This is a genomic window from Bacillus sp. FJAT-27916, from assembly GCF_001183965.1.
In the GTDB taxonomy this organism is placed as follows: Bacteria; Bacillota; Bacilli; order Bacillales; family Pradoshiaceae; genus Pradoshia.
Window position 1 is genome coordinate 1959802 of sequence record NZ_LFZV01000001.1, and the last position, 21398, is coordinate 1981199.

General features: G+C 43.0%; 18 protein-coding genes. 14 read left to right on the forward strand and 4 right to left on the reverse strand.

What is annotated here, in order from left to right; all coding sequences use genetic code 11:
* Positions 1-22: 22 nt before the first annotated feature.
* A complete protein-coding gene (locus AC622_RS09435; protein WP_156185602.1) occupies positions 23-211 on the reverse strand; it encodes a hypothetical protein in 189 nt (62 codons plus the stop codon).
* Between the two features lie 410 nt (positions 212-621).
* On the opposite strand from AC622_RS09435, the gene AC622_RS09445 reads away from it, so the two are divergent.
* The 8 genes from AC622_RS09445 to AC622_RS09480 all read left to right on the forward strand — a co-directional run bounded on the left by AC622_RS09445 (position 622) and on the right by AC622_RS09480 (position 10532).
* Positions 622-1545, forward strand: coding sequence for a hypothetical protein (locus AC622_RS09445; protein ID WP_049670847.1), 924 nt, complete (start codon positions 622-624; stop codon positions 1543-1545).
* Between the two features lie 7 nt (positions 1546-1552).
* The gene (locus tag AC622_RS09450; protein WP_049670848.1) at positions 1553-3421 is read left to right on the forward strand and encodes a terpene cyclase/mutase family protein; all 1869 of its coding nucleotides are present in this window, start codon (positions 1553-1555) and stop codon (positions 3419-3421) included.
* A gap of 361 nt (positions 3422-3782) precedes the next feature.
* Complete coding sequence (gene proC / locus AC622_RS09455; protein ID WP_049670849.1) at positions 3783-4595, forward strand: pyrroline-5-carboxylate reductase; 813 nt, start codon at positions 3783-3785, stop codon at positions 4593-4595.
* Positions 4596-4860: 265 nt separating this feature from the next.
* Positions 4861-5877, forward strand: a complete 1017-nt coding sequence (locus AC622_RS09460; protein ID WP_156185701.1) for a sulfate ABC transporter substrate-binding protein — start codon at positions 4861-4863, stop codon at positions 5875-5877.
* A gap of 16 nt (positions 5878-5893) precedes the next feature.
* Complete coding sequence (gene cysT / locus AC622_RS09465; protein ID WP_442853804.1) at positions 5894-6760, forward strand: sulfate ABC transporter permease subunit CysT; 867 nt, start codon at positions 5894-5896, stop codon at positions 6758-6760.
* A 12-nt stretch (positions 6761-6772) separates the two neighbouring features.
* Complete coding sequence (gene cysW / locus AC622_RS09470) at positions 6773-7645, forward strand: sulfate ABC transporter permease subunit CysW (RefSeq protein ID WP_082197102.1); 873 nt, start codon at positions 6773-6775, stop codon at positions 7643-7645.
* Positions 7646-7656: 11 nt separating this feature from the next.
* Entirely contained in the window at positions 7657-8724 is a 1068-nt protein-coding gene (locus AC622_RS09475) for a sulfate/molybdate ABC transporter ATP-binding protein (RefSeq protein ID WP_049670850.1), read from the forward strand.
* 236 nt (positions 8725-8960) lie between these two features.
* The gene (locus AC622_RS09480; RefSeq protein WP_156185603.1) at positions 8961-10532 is read left to right on the forward strand and encodes a hypothetical protein; all 1572 of its coding nucleotides are present in this window, start codon (positions 8961-8963) and stop codon (positions 10530-10532) included.
* 42 nt (positions 10533-10574) lie between these two features.
* On the opposite strand, the gene AC622_RS09485 is transcribed toward AC622_RS09480, so the two are convergent.
* Together AC622_RS09485 and AC622_RS09490 are read right to left on the reverse strand one after the other, a co-directional pair.
* Positions 10575-11276, reverse strand: coding sequence for an LrgB family protein (locus AC622_RS09485; RefSeq protein ID WP_082197257.1), 702 nt, complete (start codon positions 11274-11276; stop codon positions 10575-10577).
* Positions 11276-11647: a CidA/LrgA family protein gene (locus AC622_RS09490; protein ID WP_082197103.1), complete on the reverse strand. Its 372-nt coding sequence runs from the start codon at positions 11645-11647 to the stop codon at positions 11276-11278. The genes AC622_RS09485 and AC622_RS09490 overlap by 1 nt, the downstream gene beginning before the upstream one ends.
* A gap of 295 nt (positions 11648-11942) precedes the next feature.
* Between AC622_RS09490 and AC622_RS09495 the strand changes: the two genes are divergently transcribed.
* The 3 genes from AC622_RS09495 to codA all read left to right on the forward strand — a co-directional run bounded on the left by AC622_RS09495 (position 11943) and on the right by codA (position 15871).
* A complete protein-coding gene (locus AC622_RS09495; RefSeq protein WP_049670853.1) occupies positions 11943-13091 on the forward strand; it encodes a sensor histidine kinase in 1149 nt (382 codons plus the stop codon).
* A gap of 250 nt (positions 13092-13341) precedes the next feature.
* Positions 13342-14616, forward strand: coding sequence for a cytosine permease (gene codB, locus AC622_RS09500; protein WP_049670854.1), 1275 nt, complete (start codon positions 13342-13344; stop codon positions 14614-14616).
* Entirely contained in the window at positions 14600-15871 is a 1272-nt protein-coding gene (gene codA, locus AC622_RS09505; protein WP_049670855.1) for a cytosine deaminase, read from the forward strand. The genes codB and codA overlap by 17 nt, the downstream gene beginning before the upstream one ends.
* A gap of 503 nt (positions 15872-16374) precedes the next feature.
* Here the strand turns inward: codA and AC622_RS09510 are convergent.
* Positions 16375-16842 (reverse strand): FUSC family protein, encoded by a 468-nt coding sequence (locus AC622_RS09510; RefSeq protein WP_053103740.1) that lies wholly within the window; start codon positions 16840-16842, stop codon positions 16375-16377.
* Positions 16843-17383: 541 nt separating this feature from the next.
* On the opposite strand from AC622_RS09510, the gene hutU reads away from it, so the two are divergent.
* From hutU to AC622_RS09525, 3 genes are read left to right on the forward strand one after another with little or no spacing between them, the layout of a single operon-like run.
* A complete protein-coding gene (hutU, locus tag AC622_RS09515; RefSeq protein WP_049670856.1) occupies positions 17384-19063 on the forward strand; it encodes a urocanate hydratase in 1680 nt (559 codons plus the stop codon).
* Positions 19056-20327, forward strand: a complete 1272-nt coding sequence (hutI, locus tag AC622_RS09520; RefSeq protein WP_049670857.1) for an imidazolonepropionase — start codon at positions 19056-19058, stop codon at positions 20325-20327. The genes hutU and hutI overlap by 8 nt, the downstream gene beginning before the upstream one ends.
* Positions 20314-21300, forward strand: coding sequence for an agmatinase family protein (locus AC622_RS09525; protein ID WP_049670858.1), 987 nt, complete (start codon positions 20314-20316; stop codon positions 21298-21300). The genes hutI and AC622_RS09525 overlap by 14 nt, the downstream gene beginning before the upstream one ends.
* Positions 21301-21398 lie beyond the last annotated feature (98 nt).

Here is a 21398-nt window from a genome sequence, read left to right on the forward strand (position 1 = left end):
GGATTTCTAATGATTGCATCGATTAAGAGAGATACGTGATGCTTGCCAAATCATAGATCGTGACCTCTTCATAATATCCCTTGTGATCCGAATGGGAAATAACGATTCCCTTGTACCCTTTACTCATCAAGAGTTCCTGCAGGACATTGCCAATTCGGTATTCTAAATCTCGGATATACTTCTTCATAAAAACTCGATTTTTATTATCCAAGTTATGAATCTTCTCGTATAAAGCATCATACATATATTCTTTAATGGTTTTGTGAGGAAAAATAAGATCCTCTGCCATGGAGTTGTATAGCTTTTGATATTCATCATTCGTTACATGAAAAAACTCATCTGTATTGACCTTAAATGTGACGATGCTCCCTCCAAATTTCTTTGCGAGCGTCTTTCTTGTTGTCGCATATATGGCATCACCGTTTTGTTTTCCAAAATGAAAATTCGTGTTCAGATTAAGACCATTATCCAGAATGCTTTCATGGCTATGCTTGGTCGTTCCATGATAGGCAATAATATTGCGTCACCTCCGATAATGTTTTTAGCATTTCTATCATATGCTTATTATACCATATTTTCCTTTTTCGTGTTTTTGGACAAAGAGAAACAAGGGGGGACGGGATGATTGAACCATTGGAGTGCTTAAGCTGTCATGAAGTTTATGAGCTGGATGAATTCTCAAGTCTTTGTCAATGCGGTGGACTTCTACACATACCTGCAAGTGGAGAGAAGATGGATGCAGCCGGTATTGATTTTGAAGCCGCCAGTCTATGGAGGTACAAGAATCACTTCTTTCCAAAGGGCAATGAGGATTGGAAAGAAATAACCATGGGGGAAGGGTTTACGCCATTGATTCCTCTTGACGCTGATAATCCGTCCATCATGCTGAAACTAGAATATTTTGCTCCCTTTTCAGGCGTTTATGACAGGGGCTTTGCCGCTATGGCGGCTATGCTGAAGGATAGAGATATGATAGAAAAAGAAGTCTCTCCTATGCCACATAAGGAGCGTTTGGCATGGAGGGCTTATACGCATAGAGCTCGGATAAAAGAAGCTGTAACCGACGGCGGGAAATTGGAGGATTCCTATTATTATCATCCTTTTTTCCTCGCGGGTATTCAAACATTTGCTTATGAAATAGGTGAACAGCTTACAGGAAAGAAACTCGAATATATTGTATTCCCGGCTGTTGCCCCGGCATTTATTATAGGAGCGTTCCTAGGGTTTAAGCAGTTGATGGAATCGGAAGAAATTGAAGAGTATCCTGCCTTTCTTCTTGTTGAGCGGGACTGTGTTAAGAACGAGAATGATTCGACATTTGCGAATGAGTATATAGAGAAGATTCTTGCAATCACAAAAGGAAAAAGAATGACGGTGGCACAGAGTGAAATCAGCCAAGCCTTAAGAGCGCTTGAAGCACGCTTTATTAAAAGCACAGAGGATGATGCTCTCATCTATGCAGGTTTCATGCGGTATTATCGTGATTTCTTAATCAAGGACCAGCTGGCTATTTTGCCCATCGGTTATATGAATGGAGGAAGATAAGGCCATTATGGATGTGATACATAAATATATTCTTGTAAAGAAAGCAGAATTGGAAAGACTGCAGGATGAGGATGGGAAGTGGACGTTCCCGTTTCAAGGTCCGATTTTAAACGATTGTTTCATGATTGCGATTATCCGTACATTAGGATTAAATGAGCCTGATTTAATGGCAGGGCTGGTGAATAAGCTGTTGCGATCGCAGCAGGATAACGGCTCGTGGAAGCTTTATCCTGATGAGTTGGACGGAAATGTATCAGCGACTGTGCTGGCTTATGCATCCCTGCTAATTTCAGGTGAATTTAACTCGGATGATGAGGAGATGAAAAGGGCGGAGCATTTCATGGATCGGCATGGCGGTCCAAAGAAGGCTCACTTTATGATTAAACTCTTTCTTGCGATGAATGGGATGTATTCATATCCCTCCTATTTCAATTTTCCGACAGCCTATTTTCTGTTGCCCTCGTATTTCCCATTCAGTATGTATCATTGCAGCAATTATGCGAGAGTTCACCTGACCCCGATGATCCTCTGTATGAATAAACGTTTTTCCATTCACCACAACGTTGAACAACATTATTTTGAGGATAAGAAGGGCGGCTGGTTCAGGGAGGAACGTGGGTTAGCAGATACCTTAGTACAATCAATCAAATCACTTCACCTAAATCCGCTGTATTACCGTAAAATAGGCTATCAAGAAGCAGAAAAGCTGATGATTGACCGGATTGAGGAGAATGGGACTTTATACAGCTATGCCTCATCAACCTTTTATATGATTTACGGTTTGATGGCAATGGGCTATCCAAAGGACAGCCCTATTCTGCAAAGGGCCGTTGAAGGGTTGAAGAGCTATGCCATTCAAACTGCAGAAGGGCTGCATATTCAAAATTCACCTTCAGAGATATGGGATACCGCTCTCCTTTCCTATTCATTGCAAACGGCTGGTGTGGATATCTCTCATCCAATGGTCAAGAAGGCTAATGAGTATTTATTGCGAAAGCAGCACATAAAGAGGGGGGATTGGTCTATTCATGCACCGAGTGCTTCTCCGGGCGGTTGGGGTTTTTCAGACAGCAATCATTTCAATCCAGACAATGACGATACATCGGCGGCACTGAGAGCCTTGACGAAGAGCCAAGAGCTTGGACATCCCTTTCGGCAGTCATGGAGCAGAGGGACGGCCTATTTAAAAAAGCTGCAGAATAAGGATGGGGGATATGGCGCTTTTGAGAAGGATGCATACGATCCTCTCTTTGCTCACTTGCCGATTGAGAATGCAGCAGATGCTCTTATTGATGATTCAACGGCTGATTTAACGGGAAGAGTTTTGGAGTTTCTAGGTAACTATGCCGGAATGACCTATAATGACGAGATGGTGAAGAAAGCTGTAAAATGGCTATTCCTGCATCAGGAGAGGAATGGCAGCTGGTACGGGAAATGGGGTGTTTGCTACATTTATGGTACATGGGCAGCTGTTACGGGATTATGCGCAGTTGGAATCAGCTCTAAGCATCCTGCTGTGCAAAAGGCACTGGACTGGCTTGAATCTATCCAGCAAAAGGACGGCGGATTTGGGGAGTCTTGCCAAAGCTGTGAAGAAAAGAAATATATCCCCTTAGCTTACTCAACCCCCTCACAAACCGCCTGGGCCCTTGACGCCCTCGTAGCTGGAGGCAGGAATAAAAGGGATGCCGCAATGAAAGCGGCTCGCTTTCTCCTAGATGAGAAGAATTATGATGAAGAGGCTTCCCGCTATCCGACAGGGATTGGTCTGCCGGGAGGCTTTTATATTCTTTATGAGAGCTATAATTATATATTCCCTCTTATTGCCCTCTCACGCTTCAAAGGTCAAGGGCTGGAAACATCTGAAGACGTATGAAAAGCGAACAATCTGCTAAATATGGTACGATAAGGATAAAGTGAAACTTCCATCAGCGGGGTCTTGCTACTTCCGCTGATGGTTAGTTGACCCAATCGGGCATTTACGGACAGTTAATCTCCCCCCTAAGCTTCTCGGTAATCTTGCATTTTTGGTGGGAGTCATACTGTCCGTTAATGCGGGATAAAGTGAAACTTCCATCAGCGGGGTCTTGCTACTTCCGCTGATGGTTAGTTGACCCAATCGGGCATGTACGGACAGTTAATCTCCCGCCTAAGCTTCTCGGAAATCTTGCAATATTTTGGTGGGAGTCATACTGTCCGTTCATGCGGGACTAAAATTTTTGGATAGGTGTGGATTTATGGATAAGAAAATAGGATTTATCGGCTGCGGAAACATGGGCAGAGCTATGCTTGGTTCACTGATGAAAAGTGAACAAATCAGCCCGGATTCCATCATGGCATCCGTCCGAACGGAATCCTCGCTTCATGAATTGAAAGAGAAATGGCCCATTCGGACAACCTTAAACAATCTTGAAGTTGCTCAGCAATCCGATATTATCATTATGGCAGTCAATCCGGCTCAATATGAGAGTGTCTTAAAGGAAATAAGAGAAGTGATTACGTTTGATCAAATCATCGTCTCGATTGCTGCTGGCATCAAGCTTGAGCAAATGGATGTGTGGATTGGGAAATCGTCAAAAATCATCAAAACGATGCCGAATACGCCTGTTCTCGTTCAGGAAGGAATGACCGCCATTTGTTCTAATGAGCATGTACTTGATACAGAGATGGAGCTAATGCGGGAGTATTTTCAATTATTCGGAGAAGTAGAAGTGATGGAGGAAGAGCAGTTTGATGCGTTTATCGCCCTTTGCGGTTCATCCCCTGCTTATATTTTCATGCTGATTGAAGCAATGGCAGATGGAGCCGTTAAGCTAGGAATCCCGAGAAAGCAGGCGATTAAGATGGCGGAACAAGCGATTCTTGGTTCAGCTAAGCTTGCGATGGATACCGGCATACATCCGGCTGAGCTGAAAGATATGGTTTGCTCGCCAGGAGGCTCAACCATTGCAGCTGTATCTGCACTCGAGGAGCGGGGTTTCCGCTCAGCCGTTATCCAAGCAATGGAAGTATGTGCACGGCAATCAAAGAAAATGAATGATGAATTATAAGGGAGAAAGAAGCAATCAAGCGTTATGGCGCATGGTGGCTTCTTTTTTTTTGAAAAAGTGATTGATTATTCTAAATTCATAGTTGACATGTAGGATTACTTGATATTATGATGTGAGTACATTCATACATCTAGCTGATCGGACAACCGAAGGCATACCGGATTTCTATACCGGTATGCCTTTTTGTATGGGCTGGTTTGCCTATCGGGATTAAAACAGTATGAATGAAGAGCAAAAGAAAAGAATGGGGGAATTCACATTGAAAATGTCAAAGATCCTTTTAGGGGTATTATGCGTAGGGCTGTTATTAGCCGGCTGCGGGGATGGTGCTTCGAGTGGAGAAGGAGGAGGCAAGGTAGAGCTTTTGAATGTTTCCTATGATCCAACACGTGAATTATATCAAGAATTCAATGAAGAGTTTATTAAGCATTGGAAGGAAGAAACAGGTGAGGAAGTCACCATTCAGCAATCACATGGAGGCTCTGGGAAGCAAGGACGATCAGTCATTGATGGATTAGAGGCAGATGTAGTGACACTTGCTTTGGCCTATGATATCGATGAAATCGCTGCGAATGGACTGATTGAGAAGGATTGGCAATCCAGATTGGACAGTAATTCAACTCCTTATACATCGACGATTGTATTCCTTGTTCGGAAAGGAAATCCAAAAAATATTGAAGACTGGGATGACCTCGTTAAAGGAGATGTGTCTATCATTACGCCTAATCCGAAAACATCAGGGGGTGCACGATGGAATTACCTCGCTGCCTGGGCGTATGCAGAAGAAACCTATAATAAAGATGAAAAAAAGGTTAAGCAATTTATGAAGGATATTTATCAAAATGTTGAGGTGCTTGATTCCGGTGCACGCGGGGCAACGACGACATTCGTCGAAAGAGGGATAGGAGATGTGCTGATTGCCTGGGAGAATGAAGCCTTCCTTTCATTGAATGAGCTAGGTGAGGACGAATTTGAAATCGTGGCGCCATCCATTAGTATTCTTGCTGAACCGCCGGTCGCTGCTGTCGATAAGATTGTCAAGAAAAAAGGCACGAAGAAAGTGGCTGAAGCTTATTTAGAATACTTATATAGTGATAAGGGACAGGAAATTGCCGCGAAGAACTACTACCGTCCAAGGAATGAGGACATTATGAAGAAATATACGGACCAATTTCCTGATGTTGAATTAGTGACAGTTGATGAGCGATTTGGCGGCTGGGAAAATGCCCAGAAGGTCCATTTCAATGATGGCGGTACATTTGATGATATTTATACAAAATAAATAAGGCGGACTGTCTTTGCCTTTATTTAATGGAAAAGTAGGGGATGCTGAATTGGCGATTAAACGAATTAAAGCCAAGCCTGTACTGCCTGGTTTTGGATTGACAATGGGATTTACCGTTTTGTATTTAGGTGTGCTAGTCCTGCTGCCCTTATCGATGGTATTGCTTAAATCAACCACTCTCGGCTTTTCGGGATTCATTGATACAATTAGTGATCCGCGAGCAATTGCGGCCTACAAGGTCAGCTTTGGCACCGCCTTTGCAGCCGCTTGTGTCAATGCCATTTTTGGCGTGCTGATTGCTTGGGTTCTGACTCGTTATACGTTTCCTGGAAGGAAGCTTCTTGATAGTTTGGTAGATTTGCCTTTTGCCTTGCCGACAGCTGTGGCGGGGATTTCATTAACTACCCTGTATGCATCAGAAGGATGGGTTGGACAATTCTTTTCCTTCAAGATTGCCTATACACCAATTGGTATCATCATGGCTCTTGTCTTTATTGGATTGCCGTTTGTCATTCGAATGGTACAGCCGGTTTTGGCGAATATCGATAAAGAGGTGGAAGAAGTATCCACCATCCTCGGCGCGAGCAAATGGAAGACATTTCGTTATGTCATCTTTCCGGAGATTATACCTGCCTTAATAACCGGCTTTTCCCTTTCTTTTGCGAGGGCATTGGGAGAGTATGGATCTGTTGTCTTTATTTCTGGCAATATGCCGTTTAAGACTGAGATTGCTCCCCTCGTGATTATGACAAAGCTTGAGCAATATGATTATGCGGGCGCGACAGCTATTGCATCGGTTATGCTGCTTTTTACCTTTCTTATTTTGCTGCTGATCAATATGCTGCAATGGTGGTCCGGAAGGAAGTTTATGAATGGTTAAGGGGGTTGAATTATGGGGATTCCACAAATAGATTTACACACTAATACAGCTGCACGCCGGGAGAGGGGGGAGTCCTCCTGGGTTAAATATATCTTGATAGGCATTACGGTCTTATTTCTTGCCTTATTTTTGTTACTGCCATTGGCAGCCATCTTCCTGAAGGCCTTTGAAAAAGGGATGTCTGTTTACATAGCCTCGATTACTCATCCTGATGCGGTTGCTGCCATTAAGCTGACGCTCACCGTTGCATTTATTGCCGTTCCGTTAAATGCGTTATTCGGAATATGTGCAGCTTGGGCAATTTCCAAGTATCAGTTTAAGGGAAAGAATCTCCTGATTACGTTAATTGATATTCCTTTTGCTGTCTCGCCTGTCATTGCGGGATTGGTCTTTATTTTATTGTTTGGCACAAGCGGTCTTTTTGGAGAGTTTCTTTTTAACAATGACATAAAAATTGTCTTTGCGCTCCCTGGCATTGTACTGGCAACATTGTTTGTCACCTTTCCATTCGTGGCAAGAGAGCTTATTCCCTTGATGCAGGCACAGGGGACGGCGGAGGAGGAAGCCTCACTAATCTTGGGGGCTGGAGGATTTAAGACATTTTGGAGGATTACCTTGCCAAACATCAAATGGGGACTTCTTTATGGAATTATCCTTTGTAATGCCCGTGCTGTAGGCGAGTTTGGAGCTGTTTCAGTCGTATCAGGACATATTCGCGGCCTGACAAATACAATGCCGCTCCATATCGAAATTCTTTATAATGAATATCAATTTTCGGCAGCTTTTGCTGTCGCATCCATCATGTCACTGATCGCCATCATCACTTTGATCGTAAAGAACTTGATTGAGTGGAAATCAGGGTATCGCTCAACTAAGGCAGGCTAGGAGGAATCGAGATGAAAATTACGATTGAAGGGGTTAGCAAATCATTTGGGGATGCCGCTATTCTTCACGATATCGATTTAGCAATAAATAGCGGTGAATTAATTGCCTTATTAGGTCCCTCTGGTTCAGGAAAGACGTCCTTGCTTAGAATCATCGCGGGATTGGAGAGTCCGGACGGAGGAAGAATCAAATTCAATGGGGAGGATTATACGGAGCGGCATGCAAAGGAGAGAAATCTCGGATTCGTTTTTCAGCACTATGCGCTGTTCAGAAATATGACCATCTATGAAAATATTGCTTATGGCCTAAAGGTTAAACCAAGGAAGAGCAGGCCTTCAAAGCAGCAGATTGATGATAAGGTGCACGAGCTTTTGGCCTTGATTAAGCTGGAGAATTATGCCCGCCATTACCCAGCGCAGCTATCTGGGGGACAAAGACAGCGGGTAGCGCTCGCCCGGTCGCTTGCTGTGGAGCCGGAAGTGCTTCTTCTGGATGAACCTTTCGGCGCATTAGACGCGAAGGTACGTAAAGAGTTACGAAGGTGGCTGCGGAATTTGCACAACGACTTTGATATCACAAGTGTTTTCGTCACTCATGATCAGGAAGAGGCCATGGAGGTGGCGGACAGAATCGTCATTATGAACAATGGACGTGTGGAACAGGTTGGAACACCGCTTGAAGTATATGAACAACCTGCTTCCGCTTTTGTGCTGGACTTCCTCGGCAATGTGAATTCCTTGAGCGGCAAGGTGAACGGCGGGATTTTAGAAACAGGGAGCTATCGGATTGAACTGCCTGATTATAAGAAAGTAAATGAAACAGAGGGGATTGGCTATGTTCGTCCGCACGATCTGGATATTGATAAGGATCGTTTGACGGAGAATTCGATTGAATCCATTGTTGAGCATATCCATCCAGTTGGTTCGGTTGTCAGGATAGAAATGCTCCGAAGAGATAACGGGGAAATGATTGAGGCAGAGATACCTAAAAGCCTCTATCAATCCATGGTCATTCAAGTTGGCGAGCATGTATTTGTGACGCCAAAATCAGTCAAAATGTTTCTTGACTACTCCATCTAGAAACCATTACATTGTACGGTATTAAAGGATAGATACATCATGGCATAAATGTATCTGTCCTTTCTTTTTTTTTTGTCAGATAACTACAGTCTTTCAATATATACGATGAAATTTGTCGAAAAAAATAGATAATTACTTGTCATTATTCTATATAGGCTTCATCAACCTCCAGGTTTTTTATGAATCCTATGGTACGCTTAACCATATTTATGGTCGTTAAGGAGGAGGAATGCCATATGGATGGTGAACGATTACTGAACAATCTTCTCAGGTTAAAAGGAAGAGAACTCCGAATCATATACGCATTCTTAGCGAAGACTTCGCTTCCCCATTTATTGTCCACTTTGTCTAAAACGATTCTGTCAAAGGATGATTGTACGTATTTGACAAGCAAAGTCGCATCTATGTCTGCCTCTCTTGACAAACGGAGCGATACAGACATTCAACTAGATCTTTTTCAAGAACTATGCCAGTTGATAGGAAGACACGATATGTATATCCAGAATATTAGTCAATTAAGAAAGCAATGTGAAGAAATTGTTTTGGAAACTCATAAGCAACTAGTGAAACAGGACAAGCTATTTGCAGCATTCATCAAGAAAATGCCGTCTGAATCTAGACTAGAACATTTGGTCCACTATCAGCTGGAACGCTTAATGGATGAAATGGACTTATATTTGAAGGAGGAACCGAAGAATAGACAAGCGACCATTTACGCTCTGCTTTATTCCGGCCTTCAATCCCTTTCGACCGACCAGCAGGATAACCTAAAGAATAGCTTACAAATCAATGATGTTACTCCTGAAAGTCTCATGCCAATCTTCGTAGATAAAGGCTTGAAAGAGAGCATTGAGATTCTGCGGAGGATTGCTGGACCCAAGATATATGAAGCCATCCCATCCATTCTGTTCTTTCTTACGAAAAAGCAGACTCAATCGTCCGGTAACCGGACAGAGGTGGCAAACCCTCTGCCTGATTTTCTTCTGTCTCCTTTATTGATCAATCCTTTTATTCTGAAAGGAAGAGCCTTGCTTGTTAATTATCATCATAAATCCATAAAGAAAAGGTTATTGCCCTTCTTTCTCTTTCAAATTACGTTCCTATCCTATGCTGAATCGGAGGAAGTGGAAGAGGAGGACAGATTGATTCACTTATGGATGAGCCGATCAACTGCCTATAAGGATTTGCATTATCATTCCAATCTGCTGGAAATGCAGCATATTGAAACAAGCGATTCATTAAATAAGGCGGAGAATAAACTAACAGAGATTGAGAATAGAATGAATCAGGAGAAAAAGCTTATATTGGAAGAAAAGGAGAAGATTAAGGGGGCTTTAACGTATATTGATATACGTGCCTTGAAGATATCAGATGCTTTTACACGACTGTCGGAGCAATATGAAAACAGTCAAAGAACGATTCGGGATATCGAGTCCCTAAAACGTTCTGATCGATTAGAAACGAGCGTGATGAAACAGGTATCCACTAAATTGATGAATATGACTGCTTCACTGGACATCCTATCTGAAAAGAGAAGAAGTGATTATTTATTAAGTTTGATGGTTGAAGAGGTAATCACTTCGGAGAACGACTTCAAAGATGCTGAAAAGGCAAATATTAAGAGAAGCACTGCAACCATTGATAGACTTGCTGAAATGAAACGGACTGTTTTCAAGGAAAAGGAGCGCTGCAGAGCAAAGATTAGCAGGATTGAGAACCAGCAAGAAGGAGTCATGAAAAAGCTTCAAACATTGGAAAAAACCAATAAAGGGCTTAAGGAATGGCTGACCGTTGGGGAAAAGCAATAGAAAAGGGCTTGGGTTACTACAACCAAGCCCTTTTCCTATTTACTAGATAACAAAAGAATGATAAAGCTGCAGAATAACAGGGCTGAGTAAGGAACCAAATACGGCGCTCAAGGTCATGGATACTGAGCTCATAGAAAAGGCTGTCTCACCGATTTCGGCTGTTTTAGAAGTGCCTATTGCATGGGAGGCACAACCCATGGCTATTCCAAGGCTGATAGGGCTTGTAATCTTTATGAGGCGTAAGAATTGCGGCCCTAAAATAGCTCCTGAAAAACCGGCAAACATGACAAATATGGCAGTCATGCTCGGAATGCCGCCCGCCTGGCTTGAAAGTTCAATGGCAATCGGCGTAGTAAACGATTTTGGCATAATTGAATACAAAATCCGCTCATTTATTCCCGCTGCCATCGCGAGCAGAATACCGCTCACCATACCTGCCAGAACCCCGCAAAAAACACCGCTTAAAATGACATATTTATAATCGGCCAATACCTTCCTTTGCCTGTATAAAGGATAGGCAAGCGCAACGATGGCAGGACCAAGGAACTGATTGATCCATGTACCGCCAATCATATACGTATCATAGCTAATATTAAATAGATTTAAGAGAATAACAATGATGATTGTTGTCGTTAGAATCGGTATGAGAAAGGTATATGGATAGGATATATACAGCTTTCTCATATATAGAAAGACGATAATGGTAAAGAGTATGATAATAAGTGCTGATAGGATATGATTAATCACTCATGGATTCTCCCTTCTTGCTTCCGGGAAGCAACCTCACTGATAGCGCCGGTAATGGCGAGTGTCATCAGTGTACTGATGAAAATGACAGCAATAATAATGGCCCCTTTTAGCGAAAATAGATTTCCATACTTCATGATGCCGACACATACAGGTACAAATAAAAGAGGCAGAATACCTAACAGAAAATTTGATCCCACATTCACCCATGTTGGGGGAATGATGCCGATGACCAGTAAAGCAAACAAAAGAAGCATCCCAACCACACTGCCGGGAATCATAAAATTCAGCGTTTGCTGGAGCCATTCTCCTATGTAATAAAAAATGAATAAAAGACCCGTTTGAAAGAGCAGCTTAACTATTTTCATTGTTTAATCGTTCGGCTTCAACTCAAGCGAGAATACATGTTTTAAAGAGGGTGGTTAAATGGTTGAATTAGCCAAGAACGGTTGTCACCTGCCTTTTATGCTATAAATTGATATTACGCCTTTGCATAAATATGTCAATTGTTTTGCTGAGATAATGCTGGGTGCCTCTGTTGTTTACTGAGCCATGACAATATTTCAATTTCAAAATATTTCTTGTTTTGTAGAGGATATTTTTTGGCTATGTCGAATTATAAAACAAATATTAAATGCGAATTGAAATGGTGGTCAGAAAGCAATGAAGCCCATATTAATGGAACATGATGAATATATAGAGCTTATTGAAACGTGGCTGACTAAGGAAGAACCTTACCTTTACAAGGAATACTTGAATTCTATCAAGATGGACCAGGATAGAAAGGGAGAGTTAATCAGCCAGTGGGAGATTCCCCGTAGAATGATGTTCAGTCAATTGGTCGATACAATCAAAGGAACAATCTCTGAAAAAGCGATAAAAGAGATGGCCAGAAAGGTTGCCTCGGAGCGGATGGATGTTATCAATATTGGCGAGGTTTTGTATAATATCAACCAAGGAAGACGTGTTATTGTCAATTCAATCATGACAATCGATATACCTGTTGCCGCACTTCAAATCGTCATCAATAACGTGAACAAGCAATTTGATATCTTCAGCTATGAACTGGTATCTACCTATTCGCATCTGGCAAATAAGGTTATTGATGAAAAGACGTCGTTCATCAACGAAAACCATAAGGATAAACTAGCGCTGCTCGGCCAAATCTCCTCCAGTTTTGTCCATGAATTCCGCAATCCGTTGACAGCTGTGATGGGGTTCAATAAGATCTTGAAAAAGGAATATCCGAATATGAAGTATTTGGATATCATGGATTATGAATTGAATCAGCTGAATTTCCGTATTACCCAGTTCCTTCATACCTCAAAGGCAGAACTAAACGAAGATTTAGTGGTCGTCATCTCTATTAAGCAGCTCATAGAGGAAATCAAGCAATTGAGCTATGCGAGTATTATTGATACAAACGTCTATGTGGAGATTGATGTGCCCGATCATCTTATTATCAAGGCTAGCAGAAACGGTTTGAAACAGGTCATTTTGAATTTATTTGTTAATTCTATTGATGCCTTAAAAAATGTTCCCTCTGAGCGTATCATTAAAGTAAAGGCAGGAGTCAAGGATAATCAGCTGATGATCTGTATTTCTAATAATGGACCGATGATTGAAAAGGAGTATATTGAATCGATTTTTGAACCGTTTTTTACGACGAAGGAATTAGGTACAGGAATTGGGCTTTATGTCTGCCGGAAAATAACCGAAAGCTATGATGGCTATTTACTATGCACATCTACCCCAGAATGGACCACTTTTTGTGTCCATTTACCTGGATCCTTTATCATGTCAGAAGAATAGTTGGTCGATTTACCAAATATTGATATTGTCATATAGAGTTAAATCTGATAAAGTACTTGTTAAATGAATATGGTTACCTTTAAGAGTAGTCCAGAGAGGCTGACAAGGTGCGCGTGAATGAATTGAGAGATATAGACCCGTAGTATAGGTATATACTATAGGTGTATACTATTAGTCATACAATCAGCACTTGCCTCAAATGGGCAGGTGCTTTTTTTATGCCATAAATTATGAGGAGGATACATCAACCATGAAAATAGAAGATAAGGAATATTCGTTTGAACCGGTTCCGCAGGAGAAACGGAATAATTTTTGGAAAATGCTTGTTGTTATGCTTGGTTTCTCCTTTTATTCAGCGAGCATGTGGGCTGGAGGTTCACTTGGAGAAGGCTTAACGTTCGCTCAGATGATTGGTGTCGTCATGCTTGGAAACTTAATTCTTGGAGCTTTTACCGGCTCATTAGCCTATATCGCGGCAAGAACAGGTTTATCTACCCACTTGCTTGCCCAGTATTCATTTGGACAAAAGGGTGCTTATATTAGTTCATTCATGCTATCCATTACACAGATTGGCTGGTTTGGGGTCGGCTTAGGGATGTTTGCCTATCCCGTTCATAAAGTTACTGGGATGCCGCTAGTTCCGCTAATCGTCATCTCTGGAATTCTCATGACATCAACAGCCTTCTTTGGAATGAAAGCATTAACGATTATCAGCTTTGTAGCTGTTCCATCCATTGCAATTCTTGGAAGCTTTAGTGCTGGTAAAGCTATTACAGACATGGGTGGAGTGGAACAATTATTCGCTTATACACCAGAAACATCACTTGGAATCGCGGCAGCTTTAACCATTACCATTGGATCTTTCATCAGCGGAGGTACTTTGACGCCTGACTTTACACGCTATGCTAAAAATAGCAGGCATGCGGTGAGCACGACAGTCATTGCTTTCTTCTTAGGGAATACACTGATGTTCCTGTTCGGAGCTATTGGTGTTATCGCCACCGGACATAATGATATTTCAGATGTGATGATTAGTCAGGGAATCATCCTGCCGGCCATCTTCGTTCTTGGATTAAACATTTGGACAACAAATGATAACTCTTTATATGCTTCAGCTTTAGGGTTTGCAACTATGTTTAAAAGACCGAAAGTTATGATGGTTCTGATTAATGGGACAATCAGTACAGTGTTCGCCCTTTTCTTATACAATCATTTCACAACCTGGCTGACCTTCTTAGGGTCTACACTACCGGCAATCGGTTCGATTATCATTGTTGATTATTTCTTCTTGAAGAAACGTCAGTATATTGCCTATGGAAAGGCTAAGATAAAAGATGTCAACCAGGCTGCGGTCATTGCCTGGGCAGCCGGAGTAATTGCAGGGTTAACATTGCCGGGCGTATCATCCTTAAATTCCTTGCTAGTAACAGGAATCAGTTACTTTATCCTTGTTAAAGTAATGAAAACAACAACCGTAACCGAAAATATAGAAGAGGAAGAGATTATTTATGAACAAGTGGTCTAATGCAAAAATACTTGGAAGAGAAGGACTATGGGATCTATTCATTGAGGATGGAAAATTCACGAAAATTCTCCCTGCCGGGCAAGAGCAGACAGAGGGATTGGAAACCGTTGATGTAAAGGGTCGGCTGATTTCCGCTCCATTCATCGAGCCGCATATTCACTTGGATACGACATTGACTGCCGGACAGCCCCGCTGGAACGAGAGCGGCACATTATTTGAAGGTATCCAAAGATGGTCTGAACGGAAGGAATTCTTGACGAAGGAAGATGTGAAGGCCCGTGCGAAGAAGGCGTTGTCCTGGCAGATTGCCGGCGGGATTGGCCATGTACGCACACATGTTGATACAACTGATCCATCTCTCGTTGCTCTTGAAGCCATGCTTGAAGTGAAAGAAGAAATGAAGCCGTATGTGGACCTTCAAATCGTGGCGTTCCCGCAAGAAGGCATTCTCTCCTATCCTAATGGGCTTGAGCTTCTGGAGGAATCCATGAAGATGGGGGCAGATGTTATTGGCGGGATCCCGCATTTCGAATTCACACGTGAGGATGGAGTAGACTCCATTCGTGAATTATTTAAGTTGGCGAAGAAATATGATAAGCCGATTGATGTTCACTGCGATGAAATTGATGATGAACAATCCCGATTCGTGGAGGTAGTCGCAAGAGAGACGATTCATCATGATTATCAAGGTAGAGTAACAGCTAGCCACACAACAGCAATGGGGTCTTATAATGATGCCTATGCCTATAAGCTTATGCGTGTGCTGCGTCTTGCTGAGCTTAACTTTGTTGCCAATCCGCTTGTGAATATTCATTTGCAGGGCCGTTTTGATACGTATCCAAAGCGCCGCGGATTAACTCGTGTAAAAGAGCTTGGCCAAAACGGATTAAACGTGTGCTTTGGTCACGATGATATCATGGACCCTTGGTATCCAATCGGTAATGGAAATATGCTGCAGGTTCTTCACATGGGTCTGCATGTATCCCAACTGATGGGTTACAGCGAAATAAAGGACAGCTTAAAGTATATTACTTCTAACAGTGCGAAAACCTTGCACTTGGAAGGCTATGGGATTGAAGAAGGAAATGAAGCTAACTTCATCGTATTGAATGCAGAGGATGGCTATCATGCTGTTCGACTGCAGGCAGAAGTACTATATTCTGTACGTTCCGGCCGCATTATTGCTAAAACAGAGCCAAAGCAAACGAATGTTTTCTTTGAAGAAAAGCAGCCAATCGATTTCATGCAGGATTAATAAGAAGAATTCCAAGTGAGGTTTGGACATAACTAAATTTGCCGTGTCTAAAATCGAATGTTGAACTGAAATATAGGCTTAGTTAATCTAAAGTGTTGATTTTCATTGCAGGCGGCGGAGAAACCGGGAGCCTCCTCTAGTGCTTTTTCGCATCTGCGGGATCTCCCCCTGTCCGTAACCTTTGCAAGGAGTCAACGGTCTGAAACATTAATCAAGCGTATGCTACTAACAATATCACGAAAGAACGCCGAATTATTTTAAAGTGCAGTTTAAAATAGTTCGGCGTTTTTTGTTGGAAACCGTTTGTCAAAGCCTCATTGTCGTATTTCGAGAATTATTTGGTGTTCTTTTGGAACTTGACGGCGGCACTCGAAAATAGCCTTGATGAAAAGGATGAAAGAATTCCTTCTCGAATCCGAAGACGGACCCTTACATAGCCTGTTTTCTGTGAAAGGGGCAATTCATGATAGACATCATTCTTTATAGGATGCATTCTTTTGTTTTCACTTAAAGTAAGACCAAATAAATTGAAAAAGAACCGCTACCATTACACCAATAAGAGTATCGTTCATTCGATCGAAAGCGTAATTCTCTGTTCGTTTCTCGAAAACAAATACTAATAAAATCGTTAATGCTACCTGATGCATAATCTGTTGGCTCAATTTTAACCATTTTGTCATATAGCCGCCTAATAGTATTAATAGACCTAAACTTAATCCATTTATCGTTAAATGGTTAGCAATTAAAACCACGATTGGAATCCCGACAATTGTCCCAATTACACGCTGAATCGCTAATTTAATCGTTTTATCTGTTGTTGCCTGAATACATATAATAACGGATAAAGGCGCTAAGTAAGGGTGTTCAGAACCTAAAAGACGTGATAGTTCCCACGATAAGGAGGATCCTATCGCGATTTTCCATATTAAATGAGAAAATGATTCATACTGAGAGCGTATATGATTAACCATCGTTTACCTCTTACTATTATGATTTCTATAACCTATTTAAGTGAATGAAAAAAGAAATTTATTTAGGGGAGTAAGAAGCAAGCAGCCGCGATTTTCGACATAACTATATAACCAAGAGACTATCCACAACCACCCAGAAGTTCTGCCTACCAGTAGTGTAAACCAGTATAGATTGACTTAAACAAAATAGAAGGAAGTTCATAATCAGGGGAGAAACGAAAGATAAACTATTTTTGACCGAACTTCAGGAACCTGGTATCTGAATGATGAGGTAAGAACATGTTCGATGACTGTTTTTTTGTAAAAGCACTCTTCCCACAGTATCTGTAAATCGGGAATCTAATTCTAGTTCCTGTCTCACCTCTCGTCTGCCGAATGTCTTTTCGTATGTAGAAAACGAGCAGTTAATCTAGCTATTGAAAAACCTTTTATTTAAGTGTCTACAAATATAGAATCTATTTCTTCCACTCTTTGAATATAGATAGTTTAGAAAGGTCACGGGCGTAGTATCCCGGAATTATACGAGGGAGGTAGGAAGAAGTTGAATAAGCATTTAGCTTTATATCACCACTATAGCGGAACGGAATTACATGCAAAAGGCTGGCAGCAAGAGGCTGCTATTCGAATGCTTTTGAATAATTTACATGAAGATGTTGCAGAGAATCCGGAGAATCTCATTGTATACGGCGGGACGGGAAAAGCAGCGAGAAACTGGGAAGCGTTTCATACCATCATTCATTCGTTGAATGCCTTGGAAAATGACGAGACCCTGTTAGTTCAATCGGGAAAGCCGGTCGCCGTCTTCCGAAGTCATGAGTTTGCACCTCGTGTGCTGCTGGCTAATTCTAATCTAGTTCCGGCATATGCAAAATGGGAGGTATTTCATGATCTTGAGCGAAAAGGGCTTATCATGTATGGCCAGATGACAGCAGGAAGCTGGATTTACATAGGCTCACAAGGAATTGTTCAGGGGACATATGAGACATTTGCGGAATGTGCGCGGCAGCATTTTGGCGGGACGCTGGCAGGGACGATTACGGTTACGGCAGGCCTCGGAGGAATGGGAGGTGCACAACCGCTTGCCGTGACGATGAACGGTGGTGTTTGTGTAGCCATTGAGGCTGATGAAAAGAGAATTGACCGGAGAATAGAGACAAGATATGCCGATTATAAAGCTTCTTCCCTGGAGGAGGCTGTAAAAATGGCCCTTGAAGCAAAGAAAAAAGGAGTCTCTCTCTCCATTGGACTATGCGGAAATGCAGCAGAATTATTGCCGAAAATGATTAAAGAAGGTTTTATTCCTGATGTGATTACCGATCAAACGTCTGCCCATGATCCCTTGTATGGCTATATCCCGTCCGGCATGACATTAGAGGAAGCTGATCAGCTTCGCAGGGAAAATCCCGAGAAATATCAATCCAAATCCATTGCTTCCATGGCTGTTCATGTCCAGAGCATGCTGGATATGAAGGAGAAGGGGGCCATTGCCTTTGATTACGGAAATAATATCCGGCAGGCTGCCAAAGATGCAGGCGTTAGAAATGCATTTGATATTCCCGGCTTTGTGCCCGCGTATATCCGCCCGCAATTTTGCGAAGGACGAGGTCCTTTCCGCTGGGTCGCCTTATCAGGAGATCCAAATGATATTGACAAGACAGACGAGTTAATCCTTCGAGAATTTAAAGACAACAAAGCACTCTGCCGATGGATCCAGCTTGCCCGGAAGCATATCCAGTTCCAAGGGCTTCCTGCCCGCATCGCATGGCTTGGCTACGGGGAAAGGGCTAAATTTGGGCGCCTCATTAATGACATGGTCGCAAACGGTGAATTAAAAGCCCCGATTGTCATTGGACGAGACCATTTGGATACCGGCTCAGTGGCATCTCCCAACCGTGAAACAGAAGCGATGAAGGATGGTTCTGATGCCGTAGCTGATTGGCCTATCTTAAATGCTCTTATCAATGCATCCAGCGGGGCTTCATGGGTATCAGTCCACCATGGCGGGGGTGTTGGAATGGGCTATTCCATTCATGCGGGGATGGTGATTGTGGCAGATGGAACCAAACAGGCTCGTAATCAGCTTGAGCGGGTACTCACGACAGACCCGGGGCTCGGAGTTGTGAGGCATGCGGATGCTGGATATGAAAGGGCGGTAAAGACGGCCCGAGAAAAAGGAATCCAAATGCCTATGCTGGATAGAGGAGCACTCCATCATGAATAGCCGGCCGATATGGATTCATCATATTGGTCAGCTTGCCACGTTGAAGCCATTACGGACAGGCCCGAAAATAGGAATGGATATGAGCGATCTTGGATTAATAGAAGACGGCAGTCTATGGATCGAAAAGGGGAAGATTGAGGCGGTCGGCAAAACGGCTCAATTAAAACGAGTATATGCCGGAAGGATGAGTGAGGCTGAGGTCATTGATGCCGGCGGGAGGCTGATGACACCCGGCTTAATCGATCCCCATACTCATCTCGTCTATGGCGGAACCAGGGAAGAGGAATTTGAAATGCGCCTCCAAGGTGCCAGCTATATGGAGATCATGAATGCCGGCGGCGGTATTCACGCGACGGCAAAGAAAACAGCAGCCGCTTCCTTTACGACTCTGTTAAACGAGGCAAAAAATCGTTTGAATCAATTCTTACTCCATGGGGTTACAACGATTGAGGGAAAGAGCGGCTACGGCATGAGCCTTGAAACAGAATTGAAGCAATTACGCGTCATGCGGGAATTAAATGAAAACCATCCAATCGATATTGTCCCCACCTTCATGGGAGCACATGCCATTCCGAAATCGTATACCGGCAGGGAAGAGGAGTTTGTGGAAGAAATCATCGAGAGCATGATACCCGCTGTCCAAGAGGAAGGCCTCGCTGAATTCATTGATGTATTCTGTGAGAAGGATGTTTTCTCCATCGAACATTCAAAACAAATTCTCGAGGCTGGGAAGGCTGCTGGCTTGATTCCGAAAATACATGCAGATGAAATTGTCTCGACAGGAGGAGCCGAGCTCTCCGCCCAAATTGGCGCCATTTCAGCTGAGCATTTATTAAAGACAAGTATTGACGGGATTAAGGCGATGGCAGATGCCGGAGTTATCGCCTGCTTGCTTCCTGCAACCGCCTTATTCTTGGGAGAGGAACCCGCAAATGCCCGGAAAATGATTGATATGGGCGTACCAATTGCGGTGTCAACAGATTGCAATCCAGGTTCATCTCCGACCGTTTCCATGCCGCTTGTGATGAATCTGGCCTGTTTGATGATGAAGATGACTCCAGCTGAAGCATTAACTGCAGCGACCTATAATGCTGCTTGCGCCATCAATCGTGAGGCGCAGCTCGGCAGCATTGAAATCGGAAAACAGGCTGACCTCGTTCTCTGGAAGATTGGCTCCTATCAAGAGCTTCAATATCTTTTCGGTGTCAATCATACGCATACTGTTTGGAAGAAAGGGGAGCTGGTTGTCAATGGATTTAGCTGATCACTGGCTTCGTGAGCCGAGCTGGTCCTGGAATTCTTCCGGTGAACCGTCTGGCTATGTACATGATTGGGTTCAAAAGATTGGCAGCGTTCATTCACCGCCGGATTGCATACTTTATGGAGCCCCTTTGTCCAAAGCATCCATCAGTGTTTCTGGTGCATCTCTTTATCCGGATGTGTTCCGTAAGCTTTGGAAGCAGTTTGCAGTCTATCATTTTGAGGAGGAGATTGACCTCTCTTCATATTTGGTAGCAGATGCAGGTGATATCGTAATGCATACAACGAATGTTGCTGAATCACATCGCAGAATTGAGGAAGCCACGAAGGCGCTGAAACAATACTTTCCGAAACAAACCCTTTGCATGATTGGCGGCGATCACTCCACAACGGCCTGTGCCATCCGCGGATTGAAGGACACCGACCCAAATCAAACGATAGCTATTCTTCAGCTTGATACCCATCTGGATGTACGAGACCCTGCTGAATTTGGCCCGGCGAATGGTACGCCAATCCGTCAGCTCATTGATGCGAATATCGTTTATGGAGAGAATATCGTGAATATCGGCCTCCACGGTTATTACAATACGAAATCACTAGTCGAATATGCGAGAAGGCATCATATTCGGATGCACTCTCTTAAAAAGGCGAGGCAGGAAGGGATTTCTACTCTCATTGAACGAGAGCTGCATCATTTATCTAAAAGGGCCGATCTCATCTATGTCACGATTGATATGGACGTACTTGACATTTCCTTTGCGCCGGGTGTTCCTGCGGCAACTCCTGGCGGTATGCGGACAGAAGAATTATTTGAAGCTTTGCTTGCAATCGGGAAATCGGCTGCTGTTCATCATATCGATTTTGTTTGTTTAGACCCGACACGAGATTCAAGAATTGAAGAGACTTGCCGGATCGGGGTTCATGCTTGGCTTCAGTTTATGACGGGACGATTGATGGCAAAAAGAACGGGGAAATAAGCTGTTTTCCTTATCGGGAGCCATTTTTCTCTATGATTGCGCATAAAGATATATGGAGGGTATACGAATAGGAATCATGCTCTCTCATTTACAAGCCA

Coding starts and splice junctions, on each gene's coding strand:
- AC622_RS09445 (WP_049670847.1), top strand. CDS start 622: ATGATTGAACCATTGGAGTGCTTAAGCTGTCATGAAGTTTATGAGCTG.
- AC622_RS09450 (WP_049670848.1), top strand. CDS start 1,553: ATGGATGTGATACATAAATATATTCTTGTAAAGAAAGCAGAATTGGAA.
- proC (WP_049670849.1), top strand. CDS start 3,783: ATGGATAAGAAAATAGGATTTATCGGCTGCGGAAACATGGGCAGAGCT.
- AC622_RS09460 (WP_156185701.1), top strand. CDS start 4,861: ATGTCAAAGATCCTTTTAGGGGTATTATGCGTAGGGCTGTTATTAGCC.
- cysW (WP_082197102.1), top strand. CDS start 6,773: ATGGGGATTCCACAAATAGATTTACACACTAATACAGCTGCACGCCGG.
- AC622_RS09475 (WP_049670850.1), top strand. CDS start 7,657: ATGAAAATTACGATTGAAGGGGTTAGCAAATCATTTGGGGATGCCGCT.
- AC622_RS09480 (WP_156185603.1), top strand. CDS start 8,961: ATGGATGGTGAACGATTACTGAACAATCTTCTCAGGTTAAAAGGAAGA.
- AC622_RS09490 (WP_082197103.1), bottom strand. CDS start 11,647: ATGAAAATAGTTAAGCTGCTCTTTCAAACGGGTCTTTTATTCATTTTT.
- AC622_RS09495 (WP_049670853.1), top strand. CDS start 11,943: ATGAAGCCCATATTAATGGAACATGATGAATATATAGAGCTTATTGAA.
- codB (WP_049670854.1), top strand. CDS start 13,342: ATGAAAATAGAAGATAAGGAATATTCGTTTGAACCGGTTCCGCAGGAG.
- codA (WP_049670855.1), top strand. CDS start 14,600: ATGAACAAGTGGTCTAATGCAAAAATACTTGGAAGAGAAGGACTATGG.
- AC622_RS09510 (WP_053103740.1), bottom strand. CDS start 16,842: ATGGTTAATCATATACGCTCTCAGTATGAATCATTTTCTCATTTAATA.
- hutI (WP_049670857.1), top strand. CDS start 19,056: ATGAATAGCCGGCCGATATGGATTCATCATATTGGTCAGCTTGCCACG.
- AC622_RS09525 (WP_049670858.1), top strand. CDS start 20,314: ATGGATTTAGCTGATCACTGGCTTCGTGAGCCGAGCTGGTCCTGGAAT.